The following is a 21,040-nucleotide window of genomic DNA, read 5'->3' as shown; positions in this document are numbered from 1 at the left end:
TGCTATTGACCGCACAACGGGTGGTATTAAGTCATTGAGTTATTAAAATTCCTTCAACTGCACGTCGTCCATTCTTTATTTCTCCAGCTGTTGCATCATTTCATGCAATACTTGTTTATCATCGAACGGGTGTTTCACACCGTGTATTTCCTGGTATTTTTCGTGTCCTTTACCGGCAACGAGGATAATATCTTCTTTACCAGCAAGGGCGATCGCTGTTTTGATCGCTTCTTTTCTATCTACGATAGATAATGCTTTCTTACGTAGATGAACAGGTATACCTGCTTGCATTTGTTCGATGATCGCATTAGGATCTTCAGAGCGTGGGTTATCTGATGTGAGGATAACCTTATCTGAACTTTCTACTGCTACATCCGCCATGATGGGGCGTTTTGCAGTGTCTCTATCTCCTCCGCAGCCTACAACTGTAATCAGTTGTTCGTTGCCTTTACGAAGGTTATTGATGGTTGCCAATACATTTTTCAAAGCATCTGGCGTATGTGCGTAATCGACAATTGCGATGATCTGGTCTTTGTCGGAAATAAAATAATCGAATCTGCCTTCTGCTCCGCGGATATCGCTGAGGGCCTGAAGTACATCGGCTTTATCCTGGCCCAGCAGCACTGCGGTGCCATAAACGGCTAGCAGGTTGTAGGCGTTGAACTCACCAATAAGTCGGAAATGAACTTCCGTATCATCGATCATCATGATCAATCCTGTCAGGTTGTTTTCGAGGATCTTCCCTTTGAAGTCTGCCAGGGTATGCAGGCTGTAGGTAGCCTTGCGTGCTTTAGTATTCTGTAGCATCACATTTCCTCTTTTATCATCGAGGTTAGTGAGTGCGAATGCAGTAGCGGGCAGGTTATCAAAGAAAGATTTCTTTACGCGGATGTATTCATCGAATGTTTTGTGATAGTCCAGGTGATCATGTGTGATATTGCTGAACAGTCCTCCGGCGAATTGTAATCCGGCGATACGTTGCTGATGGATAGCGTGTGAGCTCACCTCAATGAAAGCGTATGCACAACCTTCGTTTACCATTTGAGCTAGCAGTGCGTTCAGACTGATAGGATCAGGGGTGGTATGTGTGGAAGGTATAACGGTATCGCCTATTTGATTTTGAACGGTGGATAATAACCCACAGTGGTATCCCAGTTTGGTAAAGAGTCTGAATAATAGGGTAGCGATGGTTGTTTTACCATTGGTGCCGGTTACGCCTACGAGCTTCAGGTGTTGGGAAGGATTATCATAGAAGTGACCTGCTATGATACCACTTGCGCTGGCGCTGTCTTTCACTTGTACGTAGGTGATATTTTCTGCCAGTGTTGCAGGCAGATCTTCACAGATTACAGCGATAGCACCTTGGCTGATGGCTTTATCGATGTATTGGTGTCCGTCTACGTGGACGCCTTTAACGGCGATGAAGGCATCATTTTTTGTGATGGCTCTTGAATCAATAGCGAGCGCGTTCACAGAAATATCAGTATTTCCGTGAACGGCCTGAATGCTTACGTTGTATAATATGTCGCGCAGCGTCTTCATCTAGCTCAGTTCTATTACAATAGTTTGTTCTGTTCCAATTTTAGTTCCGCCGGGGAGTGATTGTGTTTTCACTTTTCCGGCGCCTTTGATGACAACACGCAGGCCTGCATTTTCGAGCAGGTAGAGTGCATCTTTGAGTCCCATTCCGGTAACATCGGGTACGGCGCCTTTGGGTTGGGCAACAGTTTGAAAGTTGACCTTACTGTTATCTACATTGGCGCTTACCCAGCTGTTTTTGGCAGGGGTGGTGTTAGCAGGGAGTTGCAGTGCAGACAGGATGGTATTCCAGTCGGCACCTCTTCCGTTTTTCATGGCGATGGTAGAATCCAGTTGCAGTGTTGCCTGCATTGGGGATTGTTTTTCGATGGCCATGGCGAAGAGGCGGTCTGCCACTTCTCTGAACACAGGACCCGCAACACTGGCTCCATAGAAGCGTAGTGCATGCGGTTTGTTTTTAATTACGACTACACAGGTATACTGTGGGTCATTTGCGGGGAAGTACCCTGCAAATGATGCCTGGTATATTTTATCAGCATAGCCCCGGCTGCCGTTGGCAACGAGGGCTGTACCTGTTTTTCCTGAGAAAGTGTAGTATTGGCTCTGTAGTTTTTTGGCAGTGCCGTTGGTGACTACACCGGCGAGCATTTGTCGGACTTGAGCGAGTGTGCTTTTGGAGCATATACTATCAAGTACTACTGTTGGCTCAAATTGTTTTACTACCTGTCCGTATTCCATGATGGAGTTGACGAGGTAGGGTTTCATCATTTTCCCGTTGTTGGCTACAGCGTTATAAAGCATGCAAGTTTGCAACGGGCTGACAAGTACTTCATAACCGAATGCCATCCATGGGAGGGTGGTATTGGACCAGGTTCTGGAGTTAGTGTTTTTGATCACCGGGTGTCCTTCACCTATAAGGTCAATACCTGTAATTTGGTCGAGCTTGAGTTTTTTCAGGTGGCTGACGAAATTATTCGGTTGTTTACTATAAAATTGAACAGCAAGTTTGGCCATGCCTACATTGGAACTGAGTTCAAATGCATGTTTTACGGTTACGTTCTGCGGACCTGGGTGAGGTTCGGAGTCGAAAACTGTTCTACGGCCTACTTTCCATTTTCCGCCATCCATGTTTACCATGGTATTCATGGTGGCGAATTTATCTTCCAGCACGGAGATGACGGTGGCCAGTTTAAATACGGATCCTGGTTCACCTACCTGCAGTGCATAGTTCATATCTTCCCAATAGCTGCCATCGGTGGCCTTTCCGAGGTTGGCGATGGCTTTTATTTTTCCTGTTTTTACTTCCATGAGGATACAGGTACCGTGTTCCGCTTCATTTTGAGTCATCATGTTCATGAGGGCGGTTTCCACGATATCCTGCATATTCACATCGATGGTGGTAACGACATCTCGGCCATTTTCCGGTTCTATATCGTATCCATCAACAGGAACATAGGTACCGCCGGCGATGCGTCTCATGAGACGTTTACCGGTGACACCTTTGAGGTATTCATCGTAGGTTCTTTCGAGGCCTACGCTTTGTGAGTTGGCACGTGCCAGTCCGATGGTTCTGTTAGCGAGTAATTTAAAGGGGTTGATACGTTTGCTTTTTGTTTCAGCGATCATACCACCTTTATTTTTCCCTAATCTGAACATGGGGAATTGGCGCATGGCCTGGTATTGGTTGAACGGTACATCTCTTTTGAGGAGGAAGTAGCGATCTTTTGATTTATATCCTTCCTTGAGCAGGGATTTATATTCTGCGTCGGAGCGGTCATTAAACATTTGTGAGAGGCAAAGGGAGAGGGAGTCCAGGTTTTCGCGGAATACCTTTCCTTGTTTGTCTCGGAGTCCGTCGGCGGCAAAATCTATTCTGATATCAAAATAGGGGATGGAGGTAGAAAGCATTCTACCTTCTTCAGAATAGATGGTACCTCTGTCGGCGTCGAGGGAAACGTAGCGGGTTTGCAGGCTGTCTGCGATGCTGCGCCAATAGTTTCCCTGGACGTTTTGGATGTAAAAGATCTTAGCCAGGATAGCGACGCTGAATAGCGCCATGCCTATCAGGCATAGATACACACGCCACAATATGTCTTTTTTTACATCCACTTTTTTTTTGTTGTTCTCCCTCATTTAGGTGGGGGAGAGATATAAGGTATGATACCTGAGACTGGCGGTTTTATTGAGATGCTTGCCATAATTGTTTTACCAGCATCCCCGTCTGCAGCAGTTAGCGGGCGGGCAGTATCAGGTATCAAGGTGTTGATCATTTTTCGTTATTATTTTTCAGTACAATTTTTCGAGGCGGGGAACTAAGTTGTTTTAGTCCCAGCTGTTCTACCGATTTACTGACTTCACTCATTTTGCTTCTGAACATGAGCTCACTCTTCACGTTGATATATTCCCACTTGAGCTCTTTAATTTCTTTACTGAGCTGGTTGATGCGTCTGATTCGTTTTTCTGCGAGGTGGCTGTTGGCGATATAGACTAATGCCAGGGCAGCGAGGAACAGGATACGGGGCATGTTCTGTACCAACATGGTGTAGTTGATACGGAGCCGCCATTCTTTTTTAGGTTCCGATATTGGATTTTCATCTGTTATCGGTTCTTCCTGAATTTTATCGATAATTTCTTCCTCTGCCACGCTATGCTTTTTAATGAATTACGAAATCAGACAGACAATATGCCATCAATAATCAGCAAGCAAATCACAGTGAATAGGAATGATAGGATCTGAGCCGGAGAAAGGGCCGAGCTACAGGTTCTTTTCGGCTACGCGCAGTTTTGCGCTTCTTGATCTGCTATTGACTTTCAGTTCTGCGTCGCTGGCTGTAACCGGTTTTTTTGTAATTAATTTGAACAATTTAGGGGGTGTTTCCATGCCAAACGGATCATCCTGTGCTTCCTCGAAACTGCCAGATTTCATAAAGTTTTTAACCAGTCTGTCTTCCAGCGAGTGGAAGGTAATGATGGCGAGTCGTCCACCAGGTTTGAGTACTTCGGCTGCTTGTGCCATTAAATCTTTCAGTGCGCCCAGTTCATCATTTACGGCGATGCGCAGTGCCTGGAAAACCTGGGCTAGATATTTCTGCGGATTACCTTTTACGATGGGCTGTATTACAGATTTGAATTCTGCAATAGTGCGCATGGGGTGTGTTTTTCTGTTCTTCACGATGGTTTGTGCCAGTGTTTTGGAGTTTGTTACTTCTCCATAGTTCTGGAACATGAGATGCAGTTTGGCTTCGGACCAGGTTGCGAGCAGTTGTGCTGCTGTAAAATCTGTTCTGGTGTCCATCCGCATATCCAGATCACCATCGAATCTGATACTGAAACCTCTTTCAGCGGTATCGAACTGGTGTGATGACACGCCGAGATCGGCTAAAACACCGTCAACCAGTTCTGCTTTATGTAACCTCAGGAATCGTTGCATATGCCTGAAGTTCTGTTGTACAAAAGTTACGCGGTCGTCTATAATTCTGTTACGATAGGCATCTTCATCCTGATCAAATACTATCAGTCTTCCGTTTTCGTCCAGTTTTTCCAGTATGGCTCTTGAATGTCCTCCGCCTCCAAACGTCGCGTCCACATATGTTCCTGAAGGATTTATGTTCAGCAGTTCCGTTGTTTCCTGCAGCAGAACGGGTAAATGATATTGCTGTTCGCCCATAGTGCTACAGATTTAAATTGTGATGTTGTTGTCTCCCCCTCCCATAACCTGTTGTGCCAAATCACTGAAGGCTCCTGGTGAGAAATTTTCAAAGAACTCCTGGTATTTACCACTATCCCAGATCTCGATTTTATTGGTGGCCGCAGCCAGAATGATATCTTTATCCAGATATGCGTAAGAAAGCAATGTTTTCGGAATCAACAGCCTTCCAGCACTATCCAGCTCCAATATGGTGGCCCCGTTTAGAAAATAGCGTCTGAATTCTCTTACTTTCGGATCAAAATCATTCAGCTTACTGATTCGCTCAAAAATGGGCTGCCATTCATTCATCGGATACAGGGACAAACATTTCTCAAACCCTCGGTTAATCACAAACTGTCCCCCGGCGCTTTCTTGTAGCTGCTTTTTGAATCCGGCAGGTAATAGAAAGCGTCCTTTTGCGTCCAGCGTTGCTTCGTATTCACCGAGAAAACCAGTCATACCATGGGGTAAAGTCCTTGAAATCCATTTTCTAACACAAAATAACACTTTTTCCCACTTTTTAACGAAAAAATACAGGCGAAATTTTATCCACAGGGAAAAAATCACATAGAATCCGCATTTGAAACGGGTTTTGTTGTATGGAATGTGTATTACTTGTGCATATATGTGGATAATGTGTTAATATTATTAGGATGAGTGTTCGCAAGAGGTGAATAGCGCCAGGGTCTTATGCTTTCTCGTTTTCAGCCAAGTGGGATTTTTTACCTCCGTCCAAATTTATATGTACTTTAATTTTTTAATTTGTGATTTTTCAACCATCCCTTTTTATCATTCAAAAAAAATATTTGAAATATTTATTTTCTTTTATTATCAAATTATTATTTCCAACCCCTACTTTCGCCCAATCCGTCGATATAATCGTCTCTTTTGCAAAATTTTAACAGCATCGAAAATCTCTCTGCCTTACATTTACATTTAATTCTTAATTTTGCCACTCTTTTTATGCAGAAATTTTTATTGTACATTAGTGTCCTTACAATTGCTGTCGTATCCTTCTCCTCCTGTAACAACGAGTTACGTAGGATAGAAAAAAGCAATAACTTTGAAAAGAAGCTGGCATACGCCGATAAAATGTACTCGAAAAAGAAGTACAACACAGCGGCTACCCTATATGCTGACCTTATGCAGGTCTATAAAGGCACTGATAAATTCGAAGGACTCTACTACAATATGGCTTACTGCTCCTATTATGTGAAGGACTATGTTCAGGCTGCTTTTAACTTTAAAAACTACCTCGACCTCTTCCCTAATAGCCCTAGAGCCGTAGAAGTAGACTATATGCAGGCTTACTGCTATTATAAACAGTCTCCTAAGGTTTCTCTGGATCAGACAAACACCATGAAGGCGATCGCTGCCATGCAGACATTCATCAATAACTACCCAACTTCCCCTAAAGTGGCTGAAGCTAACCTGGTTATTGAACTCTGCCGCCGCAAACTCGAAACAAAAGAGTTTAATGCCGCCGAATTATACTTTAACCTGGGTTACTTTAAGGCAGCCGGTATCGCATTCAAAGGCTTAATGCGTAATTACCCCGACTCCGATAAAAGTGATGGCTACAAAATAATGGCGATCAGAGCTTATTATCAGTATGCTAAAAACAGTGTCCCAGACAGGCAAAAAGAACGCTACGAGACAGTTCTCAGCGAATATCTCGACTTCGCTGACCACTATCCAAATAGTAAACTGAAGCCTGAAGCCGAAAAATTTTATACCTTAGCGCAATCAAACATAAAAACTCTGGAAAATGAGCAAAATAAAGCGAAGTCTAACCAGCAGCCTTAATCCTTGGGTAGAAACTAAAAATACTACCGATATTAAGAACAGAACTGGGAATTTATATGAGTCTATTGCCGTGATAGCCAAACGCGCCAATCAGATCAATATTTCCGTGAAAGAGGAGCTCCATTCCAAACTGGAAGAGTTTGCAAGTCATACCGACAACCTCGAAGAAGTACACGAAAACAAAGAACAAATCGAGATTTCCCGTTTCTACGAAAGAATGGCAAATCCAGCTATCCAGGCTACCCAAGAATTCCTGGATAATAAAATTTATTTCCGCAAGAACGACGACGATCTGTTCTCCTAAGCCAAGGCTCACTTTATTTTGTGAACTCAGGCTTTTGCGAAAAATAAAATATTAATTTCATGGCGGCAGATATTTTTCTGCCGCCTTTTTTTGCTTATATGTCAATGGACAATACCAAAATACTCCAGGGAAAGAAAATCCTGCTCGGCGTTACTGGCAGCATCGCTGCTTATAAAGCCGCTACCATCGTGCGTTTACTTGTTAAGGAAGGTGCTATCGTTAAAGTTGTGATGACCCCCGCCGCCGCGGAATTCATCACACCCCTTACCCTCGCTACCCTGTCCAAGCATGAAGTCCCAACAAATATCAGCGACCATAATAGCTGGAATAACCACGTAGATCTTGGCAGATGGGCCGATATCATGCTCGTAGCACCAGCCTCCGCTAATACCATCGCTAAAATGGCTAATGGCCTCTGTGATAATATAGTACAAGCCGTCTATCTATCCGCAGCCTGCCCCGTACTCTTCGCTCCTGCAATGGATGAAGACATGTGGCGCCATCCCGCTACCCGCAACAATGTGGAAAAACTCATTTCCTACGGGAATATCCAGATACCAGTAGCCGTTGGTGAACTTGCCAGTGGACTCTTTGGAGAAGGCCGTATGGCCGAACCGGAGGACATCACCGCCTTCATACGCCACCACTTCAGCACCAAAGGCGCTCCTAAACCGCTCCATGGTAAACTGGCTGTAGTAACCGCCGGACCTACCATCGAACATATTGACCCTGTTCGTTATATCAGCAATCACTCCAGTGGTAAAATGGGTATTGCCGTGGCAGAAGCCCTGGCTGATGCAGGCGCACAGGTAAAACTGGTACTCGGCCCTACCTACCTTAGCACCAATCATCCTGGAATTGAAGTTATCAGAATTCAATCCGCTGAAGATATGTTCCGCGCTGTCATCGCTGCTTACCCACTCTCTGATATCGTAGTAGCCGCTGCTGCCGTGGCAGATTACCGACCAGTGCATGCGGCAGATAAAAAAATAAAGAAAGGAGAAGAGCAGCTCAACATCTCCCTGGAAAAAACACATGATATTCTTCGTACCCTGGGTAATAATAAAGGCCCGCAGCAAATGCTGGTTGGTTTCTCCCTGGAAACGAATAATGAAAAAGAATATGCCCTCAAGAAACTGAGAGAAAAACACCTGGACCTTATCGTCATGAATTCTTTGGCTGATACAGGTGCAGGCTTTAACTATGATACGAATAAGGTAACCCTGTTTGATAGAAAAGGCCGTGAGCGCAGCTTCCCGCTGAAATCCAAACAAGAGGTAGCCCGCGATATTGTTTCTGCCATAATTGAATTACAAAATGCTTAAACGCTTATCTGCCCTGCTATTGCAGGTTTTTCTGCTCAGCCTTCCACTCATAAAGGCGCAAGCGCAGGAAATGCGCGCCAACATCACCGTTGTTGCCAACCAGATCACGGGAGTAGACAAAAAAGTCTTTACCACCCTGCAGGCAGCACTGAAGGAGTTTGTGAATAACCGGCGCTGGGCAGACGATGCCTACACGCCGGCAGAACGTCTAGAGTGCAACTTTATGCTCAACCTCACCGGAGAGGTAAGTCCCGGCGTATACAGAGGTACCCTAACGGTGCAGGCTACACGTCCGGTATACAATAGCAGCTATGTTACCAGTATCCTGAATCTGCAAGATAATAACATCGTTTTCAGGTATACGGAGTTTCAGCCTTTAGAGTTCAGTGATACCCGCGTGGTGTCCAATGATCCGCTGGCCTCCAACCTCACTGCGATCATGGCTTATTATACTTATGTAATATTGGGCCTAGATGCGGACTCCTTTTCTCCAAGAGGCGGGGATGCCTTCTTTAAAAAGGCACTTAACATCGTGAACAACGCCCCTGACGGAAAGGATGTTTCCGGATGGAAGGCCTTCGAAGGACAGCGAAACCGCTACTGGCTTACAGATAACCTACTCAACGTGAAGTTCAGCAACTTCCATGATGTGATGTATCAATATCATCGAATGGGGCTGGACGTAATGTATGATGATGTAAACAACGGCCGTAGTGTAGTACTCAACTGTATTAACTTGTTGTATGCCATCTACCAGGATATCCCTAATTCCATGCTGATGCAAACATTTTATTCTGCTAAAGCAGATGAAATTATGAAGATATTCTCCAAGGCCATGCCTCCTGAAAAAGCCAGGGCTGCAGAAATGCTGGCAAAAATGGATATCCCGAATGCAGGGAAATATCAGCAGATGAAGTAATGCCTGCTGTCTTATTATTTTATCAGCAAATGTTGATAGCTTTACGCTTTGGTTAACAGCTACCATCCATCCGTAACATGAATTATTTGAAGAAACTCAGTACAGCCGCCATTATTACGCTCTCGCTCTTTGCCTGTGGCGATGCAGACCGCACGCCGAAAGGTATCATGAGCCCAGATGATATGAAGGACGTACTGGTGGATCTGAACATAGCAGAGGCCTATGGCAATAATATGTCCTATTCCAATGCAGCTACGTTTGATTCGTTAAGACAAGAAAAAATAAAAATATATTCCAAACAGGTATTAGACCTGCACCATATAAGTGTGAAGGAATTTTATACGAGCTATACTTGGTATGAAGATCATCCTGATCGTATGAAAGCAGTAATGCTTACTGTTCAGGAAGAAATTACAAAAAGGAAAAACAAAGCTCCTGAAATGGGTGAACAGAGTGCGCCTCTTAAATTCAGGCTGCGTATCATCTTCCCATATGCAGAAAAACATCTGTTGGTATCCGATGGAACGGATACTACCAAGCCATTTATAAGACATCAGTCGAAATAAATATAAAACACCAAAACATGAACAAAGTAATCGCAAATGCAGATGAGGCTATACGAGATATAGCCGATGGAGCAACGCTGATGCTGGGAGGGTTTGGTTTGTGTGGGATTCCGGAAAACTGTATCGCTGCACTGGTGAGAAAGGGCGTAAAAGATCTGACCTGTATTTCCAATAACGCAGGCGTTGACGACTTCGGGCTGGGCCTCTTGTTAAAAACAAGACAGATCCGCAAAATGATGTCTTCCTATGTAGGAGAAAATGCAGAATTTGAAAGACAATTACTGGCAGGAGAACTGGAAGTAGACCTGATTCCACAGGGAACACTGGCCACTCGTATCCAGATGGCTGGCATGGGTATTCCTGCATTTTTTACACCCGCAGGTTATGGCACCGAAATCGCCGAAGGCAAAGAAGTAAGAGAATTCGATGGTAAGCACTATCTCATGGAAATGGCGCTGCCAGCAGATTTCGCCATTGTGAAAGCATGGAAAGGTGACACCATGGGCAACCTTGTTTTCCAGAAAACTACGCGCAACTTCAGTACCTCCATGGCTAAAGCCGGAAAAATAACCATCGCAGAAGTAGAACAGCTGGTACAACCAGGAGAGCTGGACCCAGACCAGATCCACGTTCCAGGAATTTATGTGCATCGTATTTTCCAGGGAAGTAATTATGAAAAACGGATAGAACGCAAAACGGTGAAGATCTAATAACCGTACTCCACGTGTAAACTGTCCCCATCTGCTTATCTCAAAAATATTACTATGGCGCTTGATAAATTTGGCATCGCCAAAAGAATAGCCCAGGAACTCAAGGATGGAATGTATGTCAACCTTGGCATTGGTATTCCTACGCTTGTATCCAATTATGTGCCTGCAGGTATTTCTATTATGCTGCAATCTGAAAATGGCATGTTAGGTATGGGCCCCTATCCAGTCGAAGAAGATATTGATCCAGACCTGATCAATGCTGGTAAAGAAACCGTTACTGTTATACCTGGTGGTAGCTTCTTTGATTCTGCTGAAAGCTTTGGTATGATTCGCGCCGGTAAGGTAGATCTGACCGTATTAGGCGCTATGGAAGTTTCCGATAAAGGTGATATCGCCAACTGGAAAATTCCTGGTAAAATGGTAAAAGGTATGGGTGGCGCAATGGACCTGGTAGCCTCTGCCAGAAACATTATCGTAGCCATGATGCATACCAATCCTAAAGGAGAAAGTAAACTGTTGCCTGCTTGTACACTGCCTTTAACTGGTGTTAATTGTGTACGTAAGGTGGTGACGGAACTGGCGGTATTGGATGTTACTCCTAATGGTTTCAAGCTGCTGGAACGTGCACCTGGCGTGACTGTAGAAGAAATACAATCAAAAACTGCCGGTAAGCTGATCGTTGAAGGAGAAATACCTGAAATGAAAATCTAATGTCATCAACAGGGTAAATCCTGTTGATCATCTGTATAAAAAATAACTGCGGAACATAGCAAAACTTTTGTGTTTTAAAGCTATGTTCCGCAGTTTGTTTTAGTGAAATGATCCTGTTTATTAACTAAGATGGTTTGTGATGGATACTCATCCGTTGAAAGCCGCTACTGGATTATATTCTAGACAAAGTTTCATTTGTTGGGAATTCGTCATTTTGTTACAAAAATGAAACCTTTTTATTTAACAAAAATGATGCAGCTTAAAGCCATTAAATAGGAAATAATTGGGTAACTTAGAACTTGCTAAAAGTGTTTGAAGTGCAAGTTGGATACCTTTGTTACAACGGCAAATATATACATGCCGGAGAGCCCATTTTTACAGCCGACAACCGTTCATTCCGTTATGGAGATGGTTGTTTTGAAACGCTGAAAGTATACCAGAATAATGTTATCCTGGCAGACTTACATTATGAAAGACTTATTGCTAGTCTGAATTTGCTTCACTTTGATATCCCGACAAACTTTACAAAAGAATTTTTCATTACTTCCATAAGAGGCCTGTGTGCTAAAAATTCACTATCAGGCCTTGCAAGGGTACGTTTTGCTGTATTCCGCTCTGATGGCGGTTTGTATGATCCGGTGAATAATCTCCCTAATTATGTAATACAAGCCTGGGACCTTAGCAAAACGGTGTTAGAGTTGAATGAAAATGGCTTGATCACCGACATCTTCCCTGATGTTAGAAAGAATTGTGATAAACTCTCTTCTATAAAATCCAATAACTGTCTGCCATATGTAATGGCAGCTATGTTTGCCCGTCAACATCGGCTGAACGAGGCTATTCTGCTCAATCCTTATGGCCGTATTGCTGATAGTACTATTGCCAACGTTTTTGTGGTACAGGATAACGAAATTTTCACACCTCCACTCACGGAAGGGCCAGTGTGTGGTGTTATGCGTAAATATCTTTTGCAGGCTGAGCTGCCTTTTAAGATCAAAGAAAAAGTACTGGAAATAGAAGACCTCGAAAATGCGGACGAAATATTTCTGACGAACGCAATCTATGGTATCAGGTGGGTTGGTACTTTCAAAGACAGCAATTATGGCAATGCTACAGCTGCCATCCTTCATGAGGCGATACATGAAAATTTATTCGGAATGTAAACTTCTTCTATTGCTATTGCGTAAGTAATATTTGCAGATTTTTAGGGAGAAAATCTGTTTTACCTTTTCTATTTATGTCTGCTGAAATCGTTAATATATGCTGGTTCAGACGGGATTTGCGTTTGGAAGACCAGGCGGCATTATATCATGCCTTGAAATCGGGAAAGCCGGTACTGCCAGTATTTGTATTTGATACAGATATTCTGGATGATCTGTTTGATAAAGCAGACCGCAGGATCACCTTTATTCATAACGTCTTAAAAGATATGCAGCATCAGTTGCGTAACTACGGTGCTAATATTGAAGTCTTTCATGGTACGCCAGCTGCGGCTTTCGCGCACTGGACAAAAAAGTACAGTGTTGGCGCCGTATATACGACGCATGATTATGAGCCTTATGCCAGGCAGCGTGATGCCGCAATCGCTAAACAACTGGCGGTGCAGGGAATAGGATTTTTTCAATTCAAAGATCAGGTGATATTAGAGAAGAATGAAGTTTTGAAAGATAACGGTGAGCCCTATACGGTGTTTACGCCTTACAGCAGAAAATGGCAAAGTATAATTACACCTTTTCAGCTGAAATCATATCCTGTGCAGCAATACATGCATCACCTGTTTAAGGCCGCAGCAAAAGATATTCCCAGCCTTGCATCGATTGGGTTTAAACCCGCTGCTGATCAGGATTTTCCATCCAGTACGCCTGATGAAGCTATCATTTCTCATTATGATAAAACACGTGATTTTCCCGCTCTCAATGGTACGTCAAGATTGGGTGTACATCTGCGTTTTGGTACGATCAGTATCCGAAAGCTGATGCGTACCGCGATGGAACTTAATCAAATCTATGTGAATGAACTGGTGTGGAGAGAATTTTACCAGATGATCATCTGGCATTATCCACATGTTGTACATAGTAGTTTTAAACCACAATATGATCAGATTGTATGGCGTAATAATGAAGCAGAGTTTAAACGCTGGTGTGAGGGGCAAACGGGTTATCCTATTGTAGACGCAGGTATGCGTGAGTTGAATACAACCGGGTATATGCATAACCGTGTGCGGATGATTACCGCGAGCTTTTTGACCAAACATCTATTGATCGATTGGCGCTGGGGCGAGGCATATTTTGGGCAGCAGTTGCTGGATTATGATCTTGCAGCCAACAATGGTGGCTGGCAATGGGCTGCAGGCAGTGGTTGTGATGCAGCGCCATATTTCAGGGTGTTTAATCCTACACTGCAAACACAGAAATTCGATAAAGACCTGCAATATATTCGGAAATGGGTGCCTGAATTTGATAGCTTACAATATGTACATCCGATGGTATCCCATGAAGTGGCGCGGAAGCGGGCTTTGGAGGTTTACGGTAAAGCATTGAAAAAATAAAAGAGGCCTGATGGTATGCCATCAGGCCTCTTTTATTTTATAGTAAGATGATTAACGTTTTGTTTTTTCTGCTGCTGTCATCAGTGCATTTACGGCAGCGTGGCCTTCCTGGCCGAGGTCCAGACTAAAATCATTTACATAGAGATCTATGTGCTGGCGCATTACTTTTTCGTCCATTTCCTGGGCATGGGAAGTAATATAGGAAGACAGCTCAGGGTATACGCTGAACGAGTGTTGTAAGCTACTGTGGATGAGTTTATCTAACTCAGCGCGTTTTTCGGCTGGGATATCTTTTTTTATGAAGATGCCACCGAGAGGAATAGGGTTACCGGTAGTTTGTTCCCAGTATTCGCCCATATCCATGAGTTTTTTCAGGCCTTTCAGCTGGTAGGTGAAACGATTTTCGTGTATGATTACACCTGCGTCTACGTCGCCATTCAGCACAGCGTTTTCGATTTCGGAGAAGACCATAATCTTTTTGTTTTTGGCTTCAGGGAAAGCGATAGAGAAGAGGAGATTGGCGGTGGTATTTTCGCCAGGGATAGCGATCGTTTTGTTTTTAATATCTTCCAGTGGTATTTCTTCACGAGAGATGAGCAGTGGTCCGCAGCCACGACCCAAAGCAGAACCACTGTTGAGCAGCTCGTATTGGTCGCGTACTTTGAGGTAAACGGCGAAGCTGAGTTTAGTTACATCCAGTTTGCCTTGAATAGCCCAGTTGTTAAGGGTTTCTACATCTTCCAGGTTGGTGTCGAAAGTAAATCCGTTCGTATCGATTTTATTATTCACCATGGCATCGAAGATGAAGGTATCATTCGGGCAGGGTGAAAATCCAAGCGTTAAATGCATATTAAAAGTTTTTTGTTGCTAAAGAATAATGCTGTGAGAGCTGTTGCACGGTGCGGGTAAGCTCATCGTTCAGATTTTTTACGGCCTGAGGTATCTGCCATTTACTTTTATCCCTGATTTCCACATAGTTAGATATGCTTCTGAGTTGAATGAAAGGGATATTTTCCTTCAGGCAGGCATAGTGAAATGCGGCGCCTTCCATGCTTTCGACTTCTGGCTGGTATTTGGCTTCGAGTCGGGCGATGGTAGGGGCGCTACCGCTGACCAGATTGACGGAGATGCCGTTGGCGAGGGGAAGTTGTTGTTGCAGTGGCCATGATCTGAAGTTATTTACGAGGCTGATGCCAGTAAATGGGTGCTGAGATGCTTGCCAGAGTTGTATATCAAATAAATCTTTAAACTGATCATTGTCTTCCGCGCCGAGGTCAGCGAGGTGTTCTTTTTCTATGGCTACAACGGTGCCCAGGGGCCAGTCGTGGCGGAAAGTGCCTCCAATCCCGGCTTGTATTGCGATGTGCGGGGTATGTACGGCGAGGTATTTTCCGAGGCTATAAGCTGTATGCATCATCCCGATTCCGGCGATGAGCACATCAATTTCAATATCAGATAATCGGTATTTATGATTTGAAACTTGTTGGCTATTATGTTCCAGGAAGTGGATAAAGGGTTGTATTTCCAGACTGGTAGCCGCTGTAACCAATATTTTCATAGGATAAAAGTACATCAAAAATGGATGTCGGAAGTGTAAAACAATAGCAAGAAAAACGGGAAATTGGATACACTCGGAGAATAGTGGTAAATTTGCGCAAAATTTATTTGCAATAATGATCTATTTAACGCGAGTAGAGAACTTTAATGCAGCGCATAAGTTGTCTAACCCGAACTGGAGTGCAGAAAAAAACGAAGAGGTTTTTGGAAAATGCGCTAATGCAAACTGGCATGGGCATAACTATGAACTGCATGTTACTATAAAAGGTAATCCTGATCCTGAGACAGGATTTGTATTTAATGCCAAAACATTAGGTGTAATTATCAGGGATGCTATCATTGAGAAGATAGATCACCGAAATCTGAACATGGACGTGGATTTTATGGCTGGTAAATTTACTTCTGCCGAGAACCTGGCTATTGCTATCTGGGACCAGCTGGCACAGCATCTTCCATCAGAAGTACAACTCCATTGTATTAAGCTGTATGAAACGCCACGTATATATGTGGAGTATTACGGTGGAAAATAATACGAAATACCTGATAATCGCATACCCCAAGGCTTAGGCTGGTTATTTTCGAATTAAAATAAATAAGGATGGCGTATAATAAGATTGAAAGTTACGACGAGAAGATCACCGCAGATCTTATGGCGAATTACAAACAATGCCTGGAATTATTGGGAGAGGACTCGGAGAGAGAAGGCTTGGTAAAAACGCCGGAACGTATGGCTAAGGCTATGCAATTCCTTACTCAGGGCTATCAGCTGGACGCAAAGGCTATCCTGAACGGTGCTAAGTTTACAGAGGCTTACAGTGAAATGGTTATTGTGAAAGATATAGAGTTGTACTCTATGTGTGAGCATCATATGCTGCCATTTTTCGGGAAAGCGCATGTGGCATATATCCCTAACGGTTATATTACCGGGTTAAGTAAGCTGGCCCGTGTGGTAGATGTATTTGCGCGCAGGCTGCAGGTGCAGGAGCGCCTTACCCACCAGATTCTGGACGCTATCCAGGAAACGTTGGAACCACAAGGTGTAGCCGTTGTAATCGAAGCACAGCATATGTGTATGATGATGCGCGGTGTACAAAAACAGAATTCCATCACGACTACCTCCGCATTCAGCGGTCAGTTTGCTGATGGTACTACCCGTGCCGAATTCCTCAAACTTATTGGCAGATAGACCAATAGTCTGTCTTTAGCACCTGAATTATTAAATGAACGCCATCCCGGCGTTCATTTAATTTTTATGACAACCTGTTTTTCCCTTTATTTGCAATCTGTTTGAAAGGAAATAGATAGAGAATTCTATTAGTTGTATTAAAAATTAATAGATTGTATATTTGAAATATTTTTTATTTGATATTAATAAAATAATATAACCAAAATGAAGCATGCTTACATATTCCCCGGACAAGGTTCTCAGTTTCCGGGTATGGGCAAAAACCTGTACGACACCAATGCCAAAGCGAAAGAACTGTTCGAGAAAGCGAATGAAATCTTAGGTTTCCGCATTTCTGATATCATGTTTTCCGGAACTGAAGCAGACCTGAAACAAACGAAAGTAACCCAGCCGGCAGTATTTCTGCATGCTGTAATTGCATTCCTTTGCACTGAGCATGGCCAGCCGGACATGGTTGCGGGTCACTCTCTGGGCGAATTCTCTGCATTGGTAGCTAACGGTGCCCTTTCTTTCGAAGAGGCGCTGAAACTGGTGGCTATCCGTGCCAACGCTATGCAGAAAGCCTGCGAATTGCAGCCTTCTACTATGGCCGCGGTACTGGCTCTGGACGACGCTAAAGTGGAAGAGATCTGTGCTGAAGTAACTGCTGAAACAGGTGAAGTAGTTGTAGCTGCTAACTATAACTGCCCTGGTCAGTTGGTAATTTCCGGTACGGTTAAAGCTGTTGAAGTTGCCTGCGAGCGTATGAAAGCTGCTGGTGCAAAAAGAGCGCTGGTACTGCCTGTAGGTGGTGCATTCCACTCTCCGCTGATGGCTCCTGCCAAAGAAGAGCTGAAAGCTGCTATTGAAACAACTACTTTCAACACACCTATCTGCCCTGTTTACCAGAACGTAGTAGCTGCTGCTGTTACAGAACCAGCACAGATCAAGCAAAACCTGATCGATCAGCTGACAGGTGCCGTAAGATGGACACAATCCGTTCAGGCGATGGTGGCTGATGGTGCAGGCGAATTCACCGAAGTAGGCCCTGGTAAGGTATTACAAGGACTGGTACAGAAGATTTATAAAGAGGCGGTTGTAAACGGTATTGAAAATAAATAATGCAGATCTGCGGGAACGCAGTAGAAGGCATCAAAACAAAAAAAAACGGTAGCAATGCTACCGTTTTTTTTTGTTCTACCTCAGATGACGGTAGTGTTTCGTTTTATAAGTAGCCTATATATCGGCGACCATTTCGTATTGTGATAAATAATTGATCATACCTGACTTTTCAAAGAAACGGCTGATTTCCGGGGATTCATCATCAATATTAAGTACAGTGATGGTATTGCTTTTCAACGCATCTACCACATGCTGTAACAACGCGCTGCCTATTCCCTGCCGTCTGTAAGCCGGATCAACAGCTATGTTTCGTATACGCCTGCTATGCTTATTGATGCTGATATATCCTACCGTTTTCTCATCTTTCCTAGCTTCCCAGGTGATGGTACTGCTTTCCCGCTTAATACATTGCGGGCGATTACTCCAGGAAGGTTCCATATCCATGAAACCAGCCAGCAACAACCAATCTGGGGAAGGATTACGCTCAATGTTTATTGCAGGTAAACTCCGGGTAATATTTACATCTCCTTTATAACAATGTATTAAACGGTTTTTCCTAAACCCACTACCTTCATAAGCCTTTATAGCAGGTATATTGGTGCTGATTACCTCCAGGATAATCTGCATAATACCTTGCTGCCGATAGATAGGGATAAACGTTTCATACATCTGTTTTACCAGATGCTGGCCTCTGTAGGCAGGTATAACGCCAGTGCCTCCATTATAGAGTATGGCGGGGTTTTCGAGGTTATCTACGCCGTGCAGAATGATCGCACACAATTCGGGGCCATTGAATGCACCGATAGAAAAATTACGCTGCAGATTTTCCGCAGTCATTTTTTCCTCGAGCATACTAGGCGTGAGATGCATAGGCACAATATAATCGCTGAAAGCTAGGTTAAATGTATCAGCGATTTTTTCCGTTGATTCCTTACGAAGATCGTGGAAGTCTTGGAGCAATGTCATGATGAATAATAGATATGGTCAATATTAGTAATCAATATCCACATACAGCACCAGAATTTTATGAGCGGAAAAATTATTTCATTTCTATGCTCACATTAATCCATTCCGGATCAAATTTAGCCTGGAATTTTTTATAGAAATTAATCGCTGGCTCATTCCATTCCAGTACCTGGAAAGTGATGCCAGAGAATTGTTTTGCCTTTGCTTCCAGGATTAATTGTTCAAACAGCAGTTGCCCGATTTTACGTCCTCTCCACTTTTCAGTTACGATGATATCTTCCAGGTAGAGGCGTGAACCTTTCCAGGTCGAATATCGGACATAGTATAGTGCAAATCCAGTAATAAATTCGTTACCATCTTCTATTACTGTTGCAACAAATGCTTTCCATACAGGGTTGCTGCCAAAACCAGTTTCTTCAAAATGAGAAAGCGTTACGGTGACTTCTTGCGATGCGTTTTCGTATGCCGCTAGTTCCTTTATTAACTCCAGTAGTCGTGGACAATCTTCTTTTCGTGCAACCCTTACCGTAATATTTTCCATGTGTATTTCCGTTATAATAAATCAGCAAATTGTATGTGGAGTGTTGGCCTCCCATATTTTCAAACTGCACTGTGATTGCATTACTTCGTTGGAGGAGATGTATTTTAACAGGCCTTTTGCTCCTACTGCAAAATAATCAAAATTTGTGGTATCTGCCTGATATCCCCACCAGCAATGCTTATAGTAGGTATGGAGGCGTACAGTAACGGCCCCCATTAATATTTAGTAAATTTCGTAGTACGAAATTGCTAAACAATAATTTATTTTGTTGGGATTTTCGGAAGATAACAAAAAGGTTAACATGAAAGAGATACTCCAGAAGTACACCACTTATAACCATTGGGCTAATAACCACATTAGCACCGTATTGCAGAAACTGACAGACGAACAGGCCAAACAAGAGCTGGGGGGTAGTTTTGGCAATATGCGGGCAACTGTGGCACATGTATGGGATGCGGAATCGGTGTGGCTACAGCGTTTGCAGCTGGTAGAAAAGCCGGTGAAGCCGGGAGAGACCTTTGATGGTAGCTTTGCTGATATCTGCGTGCACTGGGTAAAGACTTCCGTTAAGCTGGAAGAATGGGTAAAAGCTGCATCCCTGGCAAGACTTGGGCATGTGGTGGCATTTACCCGTCAAAAGAACGATCATTATAAGATGCAGGTAGAGGATATACTGATGCATGCCTGTAACCACAGCAGCTTTCATCGGGGCCAGATGGTAAATATGCTGAGGCAGCTGGGCGTTACAAAGATCCCAAGTCTGGACTTCAGTATATTTAGTACCAGGAAATAGCCGGATTTTAATATTCATTGTATTATTTTTACATATTCTTGATCAGACAAACAACCACTTTATGAACGCGGCTTCTTTTTATTCGCAGGCACCAAGGCATTTAGTAGCAGTAGATTGCATCATCTTCGGATTTGATGAAGGGAAACTGAAACTATTGGTGATCAAGCGTAAAGTGGCGCCTATGGCTGGAGAGTGGTCGTTGGTAGGTGGGTTTGTACAGGAAGACGAGAGTACAGATGATGCAGCAGGCAGGGTGCTGAAGATGACCACCGGATTGGATGACATTTATATGGACCAACTGCAGTGCTATGGCGATGTATCCCGTGATACCGGTGCAAGGGTTATATCTGTGGCATATTATGCGCTGATAAGGATTAAGGATCATGATAAGCCACTAGCACAGGAGCATGGAGCACATTGGCTGGAGCTAGAGCATATGCCAGACCTGATATTTGATCACAAGAAGATGATTGAAGATGCACTGGTGAAATTGAGAGACAATGCACAGTTTCACCCGATAGGTTTTGAGCTGCTGCCAGAGAAGTTCACCCTCTCACAATTAAGAAGTTTATACGAAGAAATTTACGGTCGCACTTTAGATAAACGCAATTTCCGTAAGAAGATATTATCATTGGATGTCATGGAAAAACTGGAAGAGAAAGACAAGACTTCTTCCAAAAAAGGTGCGCATCTTTACAGGTTTGATCCTGATAAATATGAGCAATTGAAGCGTAAAGGATTGGTGTTTGAGATTTGATGCGTTGTTCATTCTGTTCATTT

23 protein-coding genes are annotated in these 21,040 nt (G+C 43.5%); 14 read left to right on the top strand and 9 right to left on the bottom strand.

Annotated features, from left to right (window positions below; all coding sequences use genetic code 11):
- Window positions 1–75: 75 nt before the first annotated feature.
- The 5 genes from ACE38W_RS07865 to mraZ all read right to left on the bottom strand — a co-directional run bounded on the left by ACE38W_RS07865 (window position 76) and on the right by mraZ (window position 5,686).
- Window positions 76–1,542 (bottom strand): UDP-N-acetylmuramoyl-L-alanyl-D-glutamate--2,6-diaminopimelate ligase, encoded by a 1,467-nt coding sequence (locus ACE38W_RS07865; RefSeq protein WP_375829885.1) that lies wholly within the window; start codon window positions 1,540–1,542, stop codon window positions 76–78.
- Window positions 1,543–3,672: a penicillin-binding protein gene (locus ACE38W_RS07860; RefSeq protein WP_375829884.1), complete on the bottom strand. Its 2,130-nt coding sequence runs from the start codon at window positions 3,670–3,672 to the stop codon at window positions 1,543–1,545.
- A gap of 133 nt (window positions 3,673–3,805) precedes the next feature.
- Entirely contained in the window at window positions 3,806–4,183 is a 378-nt protein-coding gene (locus tag ACE38W_RS07855; protein ID WP_375829882.1) for an FtsL-like putative cell division protein, read from the bottom strand.
- A gap of 111 nt (window positions 4,184–4,294) precedes the next feature.
- Window positions 4,295–5,206 (bottom strand): 16S rRNA (cytosine(1402)-N(4))-methyltransferase RsmH, encoded by a 912-nt coding sequence (rsmH, locus tag ACE38W_RS07850; protein ID WP_375829881.1) that lies wholly within the window; start codon window positions 5,204–5,206, stop codon window positions 4,295–4,297.
- Between the two features lie 12 nt (window positions 5,207–5,218).
- Window positions 5,219–5,686 carry a division/cell wall cluster transcriptional repressor MraZ gene (mraZ, locus tag ACE38W_RS07845; RefSeq protein ID WP_375829879.1) on the bottom strand — a complete coding sequence of 156 codons (468 nt, stop codon included), beginning with the start codon at window positions 5,684–5,686 and terminating at the stop codon, window positions 5,219–5,221.
- A gap of 504 nt (window positions 5,687–6,190) precedes the next feature.
- Between mraZ and ACE38W_RS07840 the strand changes: the two genes are divergently transcribed.
- From ACE38W_RS07840 to ACE38W_RS07800, 9 genes are all read left to right on the top strand, one after another.
- Window positions 6,191–7,033 carry an outer membrane protein assembly factor BamD gene (locus ACE38W_RS07840; protein ID WP_375829877.1) on the top strand — a complete coding sequence of 281 codons (843 nt, stop codon included), beginning with the start codon at window positions 6,191–6,193 and terminating at the stop codon, window positions 7,031–7,033.
- A complete protein-coding gene (locus tag ACE38W_RS07835) occupies window positions 6,996–7,337 on the top strand; it encodes a DNA-directed RNA polymerase subunit omega (protein WP_111595172.1) in 342 nt (113 codons plus the stop codon). The genes ACE38W_RS07840 and ACE38W_RS07835 overlap by 38 nt, the downstream gene beginning before the upstream one ends.
- Before the next feature lie 59 nt (window positions 7,338–7,396).
- Window positions 7,397–8,662 carry a bifunctional phosphopantothenoylcysteine decarboxylase/phosphopantothenate--cysteine ligase CoaBC gene (gene coaBC / locus ACE38W_RS07830; protein ID WP_375829876.1) on the top strand — a complete coding sequence of 422 codons (1,266 nt, stop codon included), beginning with the start codon at window positions 7,397–7,399 and terminating at the stop codon, window positions 8,660–8,662.
- Window positions 8,655–9,581, top strand: coding sequence for a DUF4835 family protein (locus ACE38W_RS07825; RefSeq protein WP_375829874.1), 927 nt, complete (start codon window positions 8,655–8,657; stop codon window positions 9,579–9,581). Before coaBC ends, ACE38W_RS07825 begins: the two co-directional genes overlap by 8 nt.
- 86 nt (window positions 9,582–9,667) lie before the next feature.
- On the top strand, window positions 9,668–10,147 hold the full coding sequence (locus tag ACE38W_RS07820; RefSeq protein WP_375829873.1) for a DUF4296 domain-containing protein: 480 nt from the start codon (window positions 9,668–9,670) through the stop codon (window positions 10,145–10,147).
- A gap of 17 nt (window positions 10,148–10,164) precedes the next feature.
- Entirely contained in the window at window positions 10,165–10,857 is a 693-nt protein-coding gene (locus ACE38W_RS07815; protein ID WP_375829871.1) for a CoA transferase subunit A, read from the top strand.
- Between the two features lie 54 nt (window positions 10,858–10,911).
- On the top strand, window positions 10,912–11,568 hold the full coding sequence (locus tag ACE38W_RS07810) for a 3-oxoacid CoA-transferase subunit B (protein ID WP_375829869.1): 657 nt from the start codon (window positions 10,912–10,914) through the stop codon (window positions 11,566–11,568).
- Between the two features lie 317 nt (window positions 11,569–11,885).
- Window positions 11,886–12,731, top strand: a complete 846-nt coding sequence (locus ACE38W_RS07805; protein ID WP_375829868.1) for an aminotransferase class IV — start codon at window positions 11,886–11,888, stop codon at window positions 12,729–12,731.
- 74 nt (window positions 12,732–12,805) lie between these two features.
- On the top strand, window positions 12,806–14,116 hold the full coding sequence (locus ACE38W_RS07800) for a cryptochrome/photolyase family protein (RefSeq protein ID WP_375829867.1): 1,311 nt from the start codon (window positions 12,806–12,808) through the stop codon (window positions 14,114–14,116).
- Window positions 14,117–14,167: 51 nt separating this feature from the next.
- On the opposite strand, the gene ACE38W_RS07795 is transcribed toward ACE38W_RS07800, so the two are convergent.
- Together ACE38W_RS07795 and mqnB are read right to left on the bottom strand one after the other, a co-directional pair.
- The gene (locus tag ACE38W_RS07795) at window positions 14,168–14,965 is read right to left on the bottom strand and encodes a 1,4-dihydroxy-6-naphthoate synthase (protein WP_375829866.1); all 798 of its coding nucleotides are present in this window, start codon (window positions 14,963–14,965) and stop codon (window positions 14,168–14,170) included.
- Window position 14,966: 1 nt separating this feature from the next.
- On the bottom strand, window positions 14,967–15,674 hold the full coding sequence (gene mqnB / locus ACE38W_RS07790; RefSeq protein ID WP_375829864.1) for a futalosine hydrolase: 708 nt from the start codon (window positions 15,672–15,674) through the stop codon (window positions 14,967–14,969).
- 115 nt (window positions 15,675–15,789) lie between these two features.
- Here mqnB and ACE38W_RS07785 point away from each other — a divergent pair, with 115 nt between their 5' ends.
- The 3 genes from ACE38W_RS07785 to fabD all read left to right on the top strand — a co-directional run bounded on the left by ACE38W_RS07785 (window position 15,790) and on the right by fabD (window position 17,960).
- The gene (locus tag ACE38W_RS07785) at window positions 15,790–16,203 is read left to right on the top strand and encodes a 6-pyruvoyl tetrahydropterin synthase family protein (RefSeq protein WP_375829862.1); all 414 of its coding nucleotides are present in this window, start codon (window positions 15,790–15,792) and stop codon (window positions 16,201–16,203) included.
- 68 nt (window positions 16,204–16,271) lie between these two features.
- Window positions 16,272–16,859, top strand: coding sequence for a GTP cyclohydrolase I FolE (gene folE / locus ACE38W_RS07780; protein ID WP_375829861.1), 588 nt, complete (start codon window positions 16,272–16,274; stop codon window positions 16,857–16,859).
- Window positions 16,860–17,063: 204 nt separating this feature from the next.
- Entirely contained in the window at window positions 17,064–17,960 is an 897-nt protein-coding gene (gene fabD / locus ACE38W_RS07775) for an ACP S-malonyltransferase (protein WP_375829859.1), read from the top strand.
- A gap of 114 nt (window positions 17,961–18,074) precedes the next feature.
- Here the strand turns inward: fabD and ACE38W_RS07770 are convergent, their stop codons facing one another.
- Both ACE38W_RS07770 and ACE38W_RS07765 read right to left on the bottom strand, forming a co-directional pair.
- The gene (locus ACE38W_RS07770; RefSeq protein ID WP_375829858.1) at window positions 18,075–18,926 is read right to left on the bottom strand and encodes a GNAT family N-acetyltransferase; all 852 of its coding nucleotides are present in this window, start codon (window positions 18,924–18,926) and stop codon (window positions 18,075–18,077) included.
- A gap of 73 nt (window positions 18,927–18,999) precedes the next feature.
- Window positions 19,000–19,467: a GNAT family N-acetyltransferase gene (locus tag ACE38W_RS07765; RefSeq protein WP_375829857.1), complete on the bottom strand. Its 468-nt coding sequence runs from the start codon at window positions 19,465–19,467 to the stop codon at window positions 19,000–19,002.
- A gap of 301 nt (window positions 19,468–19,768) precedes the next feature.
- Between ACE38W_RS07765 and ACE38W_RS07760 the strand changes: the two genes are divergently transcribed.
- Together ACE38W_RS07760 and ACE38W_RS07755 are read left to right on the top strand one after the other, a co-directional pair.
- A complete protein-coding gene (locus tag ACE38W_RS07760; protein WP_375829856.1) occupies window positions 19,769–20,260 on the top strand; it encodes a DinB family protein in 492 nt (163 codons plus the stop codon).
- A gap of 61 nt (window positions 20,261–20,321) precedes the next feature.
- On the top strand, window positions 20,322–21,017 hold the full coding sequence (locus ACE38W_RS07755; RefSeq protein ID WP_375829854.1) for an NUDIX domain-containing protein: 696 nt from the start codon (window positions 20,322–20,324) through the stop codon (window positions 21,015–21,017).
- The last annotated feature ends 23 nt before the right edge of the window (window positions 21,018–21,040 follow it).

Origin of the sequence: Chitinophaga sp. Hz27, assembly GCF_042263525.1 — a bacterium.
Taxonomy (GTDB): domain Bacteria; phylum Bacteroidota; class Bacteroidia; order Chitinophagales; family Chitinophagaceae; genus Chitinophaga.
The sequence above is the reverse complement of the archived record's forward strand: the minus strand, read 5'-3'. Positions and strand labels throughout refer to the sequence as shown.